Genomic DNA, 9682 nt, shown 5'->3' on the forward strand with positions numbered 1-9682 from the left:
TCGCATTGATGTTGAGTTCCCGATCTTCAATTGCTGGTCGCGCGCGACGAAGCATGAAACAATGCCGCAAAAATCATGTCGGGAAAACTTGATGTCGTTCGAGCGGGGGTTGCATAGCGCCGTTGCGTGCAGGATCGTCAAGCGCAGATCATGGATCGCGTTGCCATTATTCTGCCTGATCAGCACGTTCGGAGTGGTGCATCACGCCGTCGCGAACGAATCCCTGGCGATTGTGGATGCGCGCGTACCGGCTGCGGACAAAGAAGGCGGAGACCTTCCCTTGACGATGACGATCAGGAACGAGGCAGACAGCGCCGATGCGCTGCTCCGTGTCCGCTGCCCGGTCGCGAATTTTTCCGAGCGCCACATCGTCGATCGCGGCGAAGGCGCGCCCGCCATGCGCTCGATATCCAATATACCAGTCCCGGCCAAGGCGACGCTCGAGCTGAAGCGCGACGGCTATCACGTCATGCTGCTGCAGTTGCGTCAGGCGCTCGCGCCGGGCGAGACCTTCAAATGCGCGATCGTTTTTCAGAAAGCTGGAACCATCGAGACGGAGGTGCAGGTCCAGAAGTGACCCAAGACAAGTGAAGACAAGTGACTAAGGAAGGCGGCGGGCGGCACGGCCGATCGCCGGGACGAAAAGCTTCTCGCGCGACCGCCCGTATGTGACGGGCGGTTCGATCAATGAAGAACGCTGGATCCGGAGGAAATGAACTGATGACAAGGCTGAATTGGGTTAGATCGCATATGCTTGCGGCGGCAGTAGCATCCGCTGCGACCTTGGCGAGCTCGTTCGCGCTCGCCGACGATGTCAACCAGGATCGCCTGCTCAACGCTGACAAGGAAGCAGGCAACTGGCTGCACCATCACAAGAACTACTCGGCGACCCGCTTCTCGTCGCTGGCGGATATCAACAAGGACAACGTCAAGAACCTGAAGGTCGCCTGGACCATGCATCTCGGCGGCGTCGAGGGCGGCGGAATCTGGGGGCACGGCGGCCTGGAGGGAACTCCGATCGTCGAGAACGGATTCATGTACGTCACCGACGGCTGGGGCTCGGTCTACAAGATCGACGCGCACGGCGGCAAAGGCGTGCTGCTCTGGAAGATGGATCCCAAGACCGACCACGACTGGGCCGGCGCGGTCGCCTGCTGCGGCGTCGACAACCGCGGCGTTGCGCTGTGGGACAACCTCGTGATCTCGCACACGCTCGACGGCCGCCTGATCGCGACCAACAAGGAGACCGGGCAGGTCGCCTGGCAGCGTCAGGTCGCCGATCCCGACAAGGGTGAGGTGATCACCGGCGCGCCACTGATCGTCAAGGGCATGGCGATCACGGGTGTCGCTGGCGCCGAATACGGCATTCGCGGATGGGTCGCCGCGACCGACCTGAAGAGCCAGAAAGAAGTCTGGCGCACCCACACCATCCCGGGCAAGGACGAGCCCGGTTCCGAGACCTGGAAGGACGACAAGAACGCCAAGGCGAGCGGCGGCGGATCGACCTGGGTCACCGGCAGCTACGACCCGTCGACCAACACCATCGTCTGGGGCGTCGGCAATCCCGGACCGGACTGGGACAACGAATACCGGCCCGGCGACAACCTCTACACCGACTCGTCGCTCGGTCTCGATGCCGACACCGGCAAGATCAAGTGGCACTACCAGCACACGCCGAACGATCCCTACGACTATGACAGCGTGGCGGAGAACGTGCTGGTCGACGTCCCCGGCCCCAACAACACGACGCTGAAGCTCGCGCTCGAGGCCGACCGCAACGGCTTTGCCTATGCGGTCGATCGCAACAGCGGCAAGTTCGTCTGGGGTCTGCCCTTCGTCAAGAAGGTGACCTGGACCAAGGGACTCGATCCCGAGTCCGGCAAGCCGGTGGAGTATGATCCGAAGCAGGGGGTGCAGAAGTACAATGCGTCGGTGACGCCGAGCCGGACCAACAAGGAGACGGATATCTGCCCCGGCAACATGGGCGGCAAGAACTGGCCGCCGACCGCCTACAATCCGAACCTGAAGCTCTGGTACATTCCCGTCATCGAGAGCTGCAACCACATCAAGGTCGAGGAGATGACGCCGGACAAGGTCAAGGCGCGCGAGTTCTTCACCGGCGGCGGACCGAGCCAGCCGGTCAAGATCACCGGCAGCGTGACCGCGATCGACGTCACCACCGGCAAGGTGGCAGGGAAGGCGGAAACGCAATTCCCGAACCTCGGCGGCATCCTGGCGACGCCCGACCTCGTGTTCTCCGGACAGCCGTCCGGCGAGGTGGTCGCCTACGACGCGAAGTCGCTGCAGCAGCTGTGGGAGTTCAACACCGGCGGTGGCGTCAATGCGCCTCCGATGACGTTCTCGGTGGACGGCAAGCAGTATGTCGCGATCCTGGTCGGCCTCGGCGGTGCCTGGGACAAGTGGTTCATCGATGCCACGCCCGAGCTGAAGCGGATGCAGCCGGGCTCGATGCTCTACGTGTTCGCGCTTTGACATCGCAAGCGCGGGAGGCTTCACTGAGAGGCCTCCCGCGTCGATCTGGCCGAGAGAGAAATCAGACAAGAAACAAGACAAATGAAACAAACATGGCTGGTTGGCGCGTGGCTCGGTTGCGCGCTGGTGACGGGATTTGTCGGTACCGCGCACGCGCAGTCGGCAAGCGATCCGACCGACGCGGGCAAGGCGGTGTTCAAGCGCGGCAATTGCGTCGGCTGCCACAAATGGCACGGCAATGGCGGCGGCGGCTATGGCGGCGACGCGCTGTCGCTGCGCAAGACCGAGCTGACCCGCGAGCAGATCATCGAGACGGTGACGTGCGGACGCCCGGGCACCGGCATGCCGTTCTTCGTGCGCGGCTCCTATGACACCACGAAATGCTACGAGATGACCCGGCAGGATGTCGCGGATCGCATGCCGCCCGAGGCGAACGTGTTCCTGCGGCCGAACGAGATCGAGGCGGTCGCCGATTATGTGCTCGCCCACGTCAAGGGCAAGGGTGAGCCGAGCTATGACGAATGCATCGCCTTCTTCGGCGATGGCTCGCGTGTCTGCAATGTCTACAAGGAGGCCGGCCACGCCGCCGCGTCGTCCGACCAGAGCGAGAAGGCAAAGCCATGAGCAAGCAGGGATCGGCAATCCGCGGGTTGGTCTTCACCGCGTCAGTCACCGCGGCGGTGCCGGCGATGGCCACGGCAGGTGACCTGCGCGACATCAATGTCGGCATGGAAATCAGCAGCGTTCCCGACGCGGGATATATCAACCTGACCTGCGTCGGTGAGAAGACGCACCGATTGGCGGAATGGGCGCAGTGGGCGGCTTGCCCGGCCGGACCGGACCAGCTGCGCGGCATCCGCTTCGAGTATGACCGCGAGACCGCGCGGGAAGGCACCATGGTCGGCGGCCATCCCGCGATCCTGACCGTGATGATCGACAAGGACGCCAGGATCGCGGCGCTGACGATCGAGACCGATCCGAAGGCGCGGCTCTATCTGCGCAAGAAGGCGTTCCTGCTCGGCCTGCAGGCGAAGTCGCGCTACGGCGAGGACGGCTGGACCTGCTCGGAGGCGAAGCCGGGCGCCGACAAGCAGGAGGTCGGTGGCGTATTCGTCGACGAGACGTGCAGCAAGACCGCCGATGGCCGGACCGTCGAGATCGAGCGTCATCTCTATCGCGAGCCGAACAAGGAGCTCAAGGATATGACCGACGAGACCCGGATCACGATCCGCCGCGCGGGGTCGTAGGAACATCGATCGGGCGCGTTTGCACCGCGTAGCCCGCCCGATCTTAGGTCTCGATCGGCGCTGCGTCGATGTCGATCTGCGGCAACAGGCCGGGAGACTGCCGTTCGACCAGCTCGCGCATCTTTCCGACGATCGCTTTGGCTTCCGCCGAGACAATCGAGCTCGGGCCGGCAACGGTGACGACGAGCGGTGGCGTCTGGTCGGACTCGGTCAACCGCATCGCAATCGCGCTCAGGCCGGGCGTCCCCATGTCGCGCGTATAGGCGAAGCCCTGCCGGCGGATCGTCGCCAGCGCATGCTGGATATCGCCGAATCGGACGGCGGATGACGGTGCTTCCTCGGCGTTGATCCGCTGCACGATCCGCCGCGCATCTTCGTTGTTCATCAGGCTGAGAAACACCCGACCCGGGGTCGAGTGAGTCAGCAGCCGCCGCGCGCCGGGCTCGAGATAATAGCGCACCGGTGTCGTGCCCTGCAGCACGCGGATGTACTGGCTGTAGAGCTGGTTGCGCGCCACCACGAAGGTGGTCAGCCGCGTCGCCTCGTGCAGCTCGCGCGTGATCGCATCGAGCGTGACGCCCGGCAGCCTTTCGCTCGTGAGCCAGCCGCCGAGCAGGGCGATGCGGACCGTCGGCCGGTAGGTGCGCGCCTGCCGGTCGTGGTCGAGATAGCCGAGTTCAACGAGGCTCTTCAGCAGCGCCGACGTGCTCGACGGCGGATAGTTCAACCGGCGCGCGATCTCGGTCATGGCCGCGGGCCGTTCGATCTCGGCAAAATACTCGAAGATGCGCAGCACGCGATGCGCGGACTTGACGACGGACGGATCGGGGCTGCCGTCGGCGGCGCGGAACAACTCGTCATGCCGGTTGGCCTCGATCACCATTGCCGCGGGATCGTCGGGTTGCGTGCGAACGCGGTCGGCGACGATGCGCCGTCGGCCGCGCCGGGACGGGGGCTGGGTATCGGAGCGAACGCCCTTCATCTTCTTGCCGCTCGTGTCCTTGAACAAAGCGCAGGCCTGGTGCGCTGCAACATTCATTGTCGCCTTCTGCCGTCGAATGTGCAGCGAAACCAACGGAGGTCAAGAGTCCGCGGTGCAGCATGACCTGGCGCGCGGTCCGCGCGCGGGCGGCATTTCCTCCACGTATCTGAAATTATTCTCGTGCGGGCGTCCGCCGATGGACATCGCCGCGATCGTTCCCGATGTTGCAGGCGAAGTTTGAACACCGATGACATCGCGCACGCCGGCAAGGCTGCTGCGACGTCATCCCAAAGGGAGTTCCCCGATGCAGATGAGCGCGCGCGACCTTCGCAGCCCCGACGATGCCGGCGTGCCGGCCGATCCGGCCCGCCACATCTCGCATGATTGTGCGGGCCTCAACTTCTATGATCTCGATCGCGGGCTCCGCGGCCTTCTGGAGCTCTATCTGGCGCGCGAGGATCGCGAGCGGCTGGAGCCGCACTTCAAGCGTCTTGGCGAACTGGCCGGCGGCAGGCTCGACCGGCTGGCACGGGTCGCCGACAAGCATGCGCCGGTACTCAATCCGAGGGACGCCTACGGCCGCGACGAGGACTGGATCGACTATCATCCGGCCTATCGCGAGATGGAGGCGATCGCCTTCGGGGATTTTCAGTTTCATGCCATGAGCCATCGCGCCGGCGTGCTCGGCATGGATCGGCCGCTGCCGGCCGTGGCCAAATATGTATTTCAGTATCTGTTCGCGCAGTCCGAGTTCGGGCTGATGTGCCCGATCAGCGTCACCGACACCTCGACGCATCTGATCCGCAAATTCGGCTCGGACGAGCTCAAGGCCTATCTGCTGCCGAAAATGCTGTCGGACGATATGGCGACGCTGTGGAAGGGCACGCAGTTCATGACCGAGCGCGCCGGCGGCTCCGACGTCGGCGCGGTCGAAACCGTTGCGCGCCGCGATGGCGACGTCTGGCGTCTGACCGGCGACAAATGGTTCTGCTCGCACGCCGATGCCAACGTCGCGCTGATGCTGGCGCGGCCTGAGGGCGCACCCGCAGGCACCAAGGGGCTCGCGCTGTTCGCGCTGCCGCGCCGCCTCAAGGACGGCCGGCGCAACAGCTACCGGATCGTCCGCCTCAAGGACAAGCTCGGCACCAAGTCGATGGCATCCGGCGAGATCCGGCTCGACAATGCGGTTGCCTATCTCGTCGGCGATCCGACGCAGGGGCTCAAGCAGATGATGGAGCAGGTCAACCTCTCGCGCCTGTCGCACGGCGTGCGTGCCGCCGCGATGATGCGGCGCTGTGTCAACGAAGCCGTGGTCAGCGCCTCATCGCGCGCAGCGTTTGGCCGGCGCGTGATGGATTTCCCGCTGCTGCGCCGGCAGCTGATGAAGCTGATCGTGCCGACCGAGCAGGCGCTGTCGATGATGCTCGTGGCGGCGCGCGCGATGGACGATGCCAATGCCGGCTCGGCGCAGGCGAGGGACCTGCTGCGCATCCTGACGCCGCTGTTGAAGTACCGCGCCTGCCGCGACAACATTCCGGTCGCCACCGGCGCGATGGAGGTACGCGGCGGCAACGGCTACATCGAGGAATGGGTGCAGCCGCGGCTGGTGCGCGACGCCCATGTCGGCGTGCTCTGGGAAGGCACCAGCAACATCAACGCGCTCGACATCATCTCGCGCGCCGTCGGCAAGAGCGGCGCGCAGCGGGCGCTTGCCTCGGCGTTGCAGGCGCGCCTCGAGGAGGCGTCGAGCCTGCCGGATCCGTACCGCACGCGGCTTCGCACCGCGCTCGACCGCTCGATCGCCTTTGCCGAGCAGATCGCGGCCGATCGCCAGTCGGAGCACACTGCGCGGCTTGCCGCGAGCGCGCTCTACCATGCGGCATCGGCGATCATGCTCGCCTGGGAAGGATGCCAGGCGGAAGTCGATCCGCGGCGGCTGCTGCTGTCGCGGTTCGTGCTCGAGCATCGCCTGACCGCCAAGGACCCGCTGGCCCCGGCCGACGATGCTTGGGAGCGCGATGCCATCGCGCTGGTGCTCGGTGATGCGCCCGTCACGTTCGCTGCGGCGGCCGGGCTCCTGACGGCCTGACCGCAACAGACCAAGAACGCCGAGGGGGAGGTTTCCATGCGATCGATTGCGGCCGTGCTTGCGGCAGTCTTTTGTCTCGCTGCGGTCGGGTCCGCGCGCGCACAAATCTCCGGCGACGTGGTGCGCATCGGCGTCATCAACGACATGTCGGGACTTTATTCCGATCTTGGGGGCGAGGGGTCGGTCGAAGCGGCCCGGCTCGCGATCGAAGATTTTGGCCCGACCGTGCTCGGAAAGAAGGTTGAGCTGATGTCCGCCGACCATCAGAACAAGCCCGATATCGCCTCCGGCATCGTGCGTCGTTGGATCGACGAGAACGGTGTAGATCTGATTGCCGATGGCGGCAATTCGGCGACGGCGCTGGCCATTCAGGCCATCACCCGCGAGAAGAAGCGCATCTTTGTGATTTCTGGGCCTGGTAGTTCCGATCTCACCGGAAAGCAGTGCTCGCCTTATGGGTTTCATTTCACCTACAGCACTTACGCCGAAGCCTCCGCCGTCACCAAGGCCATGCTCAAGAAGGGCGCGGATACGTGGTTCTTCCTGACCGCGGACTACGCCTTCGGCCATGCGCTGGAGCGTGACGCATCAAGCTTCGTCACGACCGCGGGGAGCAAGGTCGTTGGCTCGGTTCGCCATCCGCTCGGTGCGTCGGACCTATCATCGTTCCTGCTTCAGGCACAGAACTCGAAGGCGAAAATCATTGCATTGGCGAACGCGGGCGGCGATACGGTCAACAGCCTAAAGCAGGCTTCGGAGTTCGGCATCGGAAAATCTACCGACCAAAACATCGTCGCTCTTCTGATGTTGATCACGGACGTGCATTCGCTCGGCCTTGAGGCGGCGCAGGGCATCATCTACGCGACGTCGTTCTCGTGGACCCAGAACGAGGCAACCCGGACCTTCGGTCATCGCTTCATGGCGCGTCGGCACGGGCAGGCGCCGACCATGATCCAGGCCGGCGTCTACAGTGGAGTGATGCATTATTTGAAGGCAGTGCAGGCGGCCGGAACCGACGATCCTGGCGCCGTAGCCGCCGCCATGCGCAAGCTTCCGGTCAACGATTTCATGACGCAGAGTGCACGGATCCGCGAGGATGGGCAGGTGATGCGTTCGATGTATTTGGTCCAGGCCAAATCGCCATCCGAGTCGCGCGAGCCTTGGGACTACGAAAAGGTGATCGCGACGATTTCGCCGGACGAAGCCTGGCGGCCGCTCGCGGAAGGTGGTTGTCCGTTTGTGACGAAGGCTCAGTGACGTTTGCGTTCGCAGCGCTCGAGCGTTTTCGAGCGAAGTGGACGCCGGTTTGCGTAAAGAAAACGCGTCAGAACAAGAATCTGGAGCTTCGGTTCTGATTCAGTCAGAACCGAAAATGCTCTAGTGCTGCGCCAGCAGCACCACGATGATCAGGGCCAGGATGGCGCACAGCACCTTCCAGAAGGTCACGGGATCGCGGTCGTGCAGCGATTTGCGGGTCGTGACCGCGGGGCCGGCCCAGGTGGCGCCGTTCTCCAACTCGTGCGCGAACTCGATGGCGTCGCCGAAGCGCTGCGCGGGCTCGACGCTGAGCGCCTTGCCGATCACGGCATCGAGCCAGGCCGGCAGGTCCGGCCGGTAGCGTGACAGCGGCGCCGGCTTGCCGAACCGTGGCCGCGAGAACGGCTCGATCTCGCCGAACGGATAGTTCGCGGTGAACATGCGGTAGACGGTGACGCCGAGCGCGAACAGGTCGGAAGCCTCGTCGCCGGCCTTGCCGCCGAACAGCTCGGGCGCCATGTAGCTCGCGGTGCCCGGAATATCCTCGGCGGGAAAATCCTCCAGCAGCGGCACGCGCGCGACGCCGAGGTCGACGAGGCGTAGCCCGCCGTCTTTCAGCAGGATCACGTTGTCGGGCTTGATGTCGCGATGGATGATGCCGGCGCGGTGCAGCGCCGTGACCGCGCGCACCAGCTTGGTTGCAATCGCGATGCCGTCGGTGAGCGACAGCCGAGGCGCGCGGCCAAGCCGCTGCTCCAGCGTTTCGCCCTCGTAGAGCGGCATCGCCGAATAGAGCCTGGTCTGCCGCTCCGCCGGCACCTCGATGATCTCGCCGATCCAGAGGCTGCGGACGCGCGCGGCGACCCAGGCCTCGCGCACGAAGGCGAGGCGGTAGGAGCCTTCGCTGGCGACCCGCGGATGCGGGAACTTCAGCACCACCTCGCGGCTGGCGCGCTTGTCAGTTGCCTTGAACAGGCGGCTGTAGCGCCCGTCGGACAATACGTCGCCAAGGGTGAAATCGTCGATCGTGTCGCCGCTGTCAGGCAAATCGAGGATCGGCAGCGTTGCGATCGCAAGGGTGAGATCGTCGCGATCCGCCGGCGGCAGGTCGACGACGTCGAGCACCAGCGCGGTCGTGTTGTCGCTGCTGCCGGCCGCGAGCGCAGCATCGACGATGCTGCGCGCCGATTCGTCGGGCGGCGTGCGTTCTTCCAGGAGCAGCTGCAGGCGGGAATCAGCGAGCGCGCCATGAACCCCGTCGCTGCAGATCAGGAGACGATCATGCTGCCGCAGCCCGACGGAGGTATAGTCGAAGCGGGCGAACTCCTCGAAGCCGATGGCGCGGTTGAGCATGTGGGCGAGGTCGCCGCGGCCGGCGATATGGTCCTGCGTCAGGCGTTCAAGCCGTCCCTCGCTCAGGCGATAGGCACGGGTGTCGCCGATATGGATCACATGGCATTGCCGTCGTGACAGGATAATCGAGGAGAACGCGCAAGCCATGCCGCTGCGGGCGGCATCGACGCGGCCCTGGCCGTAGATCCAGCTGTTGGCGGCTTCCAGCGCCCGCGCGGCGCGGCGGCGGACGCCGAGCGTCTCGGGCAGCGAGCAATAGGC

The 9682-nt window shown here is 64.9% G+C and carries 9 protein-coding genes; 7 read left to right on the forward strand and 2 right to left on the reverse strand.

What is annotated here, in order from left to right:
- The first annotated feature begins 61 nt into the window (after positions 1 to 61).
- The 4 genes from H8B02_RS06465 (at position 62) to H8B02_RS06480 (ending at position 3740) form a co-directional block, all read left to right on the forward strand.
- Entirely contained in the window at positions 62 to 577 is a 516-nt protein-coding gene (locus H8B02_RS06465) for a copper chaperone PCu(A)C (protein WP_229165423.1), read from the forward strand.
- 143 nt (positions 578 to 720) lie between these two features.
- Positions 721 to 2493, forward strand: a complete 1773-nt coding sequence (locus tag H8B02_RS06470; RefSeq protein ID WP_229165424.1) for a PQQ-dependent dehydrogenase, methanol/ethanol family — start codon at positions 721 to 723, stop codon at positions 2491 to 2493.
- Between the two features lie 81 nt (positions 2494 to 2574).
- Positions 2575 to 3117 (forward strand): c-type cytochrome, encoded by a 543-nt coding sequence (locus tag H8B02_RS06475; RefSeq protein WP_229165426.1) that lies wholly within the window; start codon positions 2575 to 2577, stop codon positions 3115 to 3117.
- Positions 3114 to 3740, forward strand: a complete 627-nt coding sequence (locus H8B02_RS06480; protein ID WP_229165427.1) for a hypothetical protein — start codon at positions 3114 to 3116, stop codon at positions 3738 to 3740. The genes H8B02_RS06475 and H8B02_RS06480 overlap by 4 nt, the downstream gene beginning before the upstream one ends.
- A 43-nt stretch (positions 3741 to 3783) precedes the next feature.
- Here the strand turns inward: H8B02_RS06480 and H8B02_RS06485 are convergent, their stop codons facing one another.
- A complete protein-coding gene (locus H8B02_RS06485; RefSeq protein WP_229165428.1) occupies positions 3784 to 4779 on the reverse strand; it encodes an IclR family transcriptional regulator in 996 nt (331 codons plus the stop codon).
- A 55-nt stretch (positions 4780 to 4834) separates the two neighbouring features.
- On the opposite strand from H8B02_RS06485, the gene H8B02_RS47950 reads away from it, so the two are divergent.
- The 3 genes from H8B02_RS47950 (at position 4835) to H8B02_RS06495 (ending at position 8068) form a co-directional block, all read left to right on the forward strand.
- Positions 4835 to 4963 (forward strand): hypothetical protein, encoded by a 129-nt coding sequence (locus tag H8B02_RS47950; protein WP_283842150.1) that lies wholly within the window; start codon positions 4835 to 4837, stop codon positions 4961 to 4963.
- Between the two features lie 69 nt (positions 4964 to 5032).
- A complete protein-coding gene (locus tag H8B02_RS06490) occupies positions 5033 to 6811 on the forward strand; it encodes an acyl-CoA dehydrogenase family protein (RefSeq protein ID WP_376711606.1) in 1779 nt (592 codons plus the stop codon).
- 36 nt (positions 6812 to 6847) lie between these two features.
- Positions 6848 to 8068 carry an ABC transporter substrate-binding protein gene (locus H8B02_RS06495; protein WP_229165431.1) on the forward strand — a complete coding sequence of 407 codons (1221 nt, stop codon included), beginning with the start codon at positions 6848 to 6850 and terminating at the stop codon, positions 8066 to 8068.
- A 120-nt stretch (positions 8069 to 8188) separates the two neighbouring features.
- On the opposite strand, the gene H8B02_RS06500 is transcribed toward H8B02_RS06495, so the two are convergent.
- Positions 8189 to 9682 (reverse strand): bifunctional protein-serine/threonine kinase/phosphatase (locus H8B02_RS06500; protein WP_229165433.1); only part of this gene is annotated, 1494 nt, incomplete at its 5' end.

It is taken from the genome of Bradyrhizobium altum (assembly GCF_020889705.1).
Lineage (GTDB): Bacteria > Pseudomonadota > Alphaproteobacteria > Rhizobiales > Xanthobacteraceae > Bradyrhizobium > Bradyrhizobium altum.